1 protein-coding gene is annotated in these 437 nt (G+C 42.8%); it reads left to right on the top strand.

Translation table 11 applies throughout. The features are described 5' to 3' along the window. Window positions 1-43: 43 nt before the first annotated feature. A partial coding sequence (locus ACTHUT_RS22170) for an ATP-binding cassette domain-containing protein (protein WP_440419969.1) occupies window positions 44-437 on the top strand: 394 nt, incomplete at its 3' end.

Here is a 437-nt window from a genome sequence, read left to right as displayed (position 1 = left end):
CTTCGTCGGCAGCGTCAGATTTGTATAATACACAGTCTGCCTTATGAATAAAACAATTTTTAAATGTATTGGCGTTGACAAAAGCTATAATTACGGTGCATTGAATGTACAAGTGTTAAATCATTTGGATTTTGAATTTGCCGAAGCGGAAAGCGTGAGTATCATTGGTTCGTCTGGCAGTGGTAAATCTACGTTGTTGCACCTTCTTGGTGGCTTGGATATGCCGTCTGAAGGCAAGGTAATACTGATGGATCAGGATTTGGGCGGTTTGAGCCAAGAACAGTTGGGCGAATTGCGTAACCGTTATTTGGGCTTTGTGTATCAATTCCATCATCTATTGCCTGAGTTTTCTGCGTTGGAAAATGTCATGACGCCGCTTTTAATCGGCAAAATGCCCAAGGCGATGGCTGAGGAGAAGGCTGTCAAGATGCTGAAAA

Source organism: Neisseria sp. P0022.S010 (genome assembly GCF_051956635.1).
Note: the sequence above shows the minus strand (reverse complement) of the source record. Positions and strands in the feature narration are given on the sequence as shown.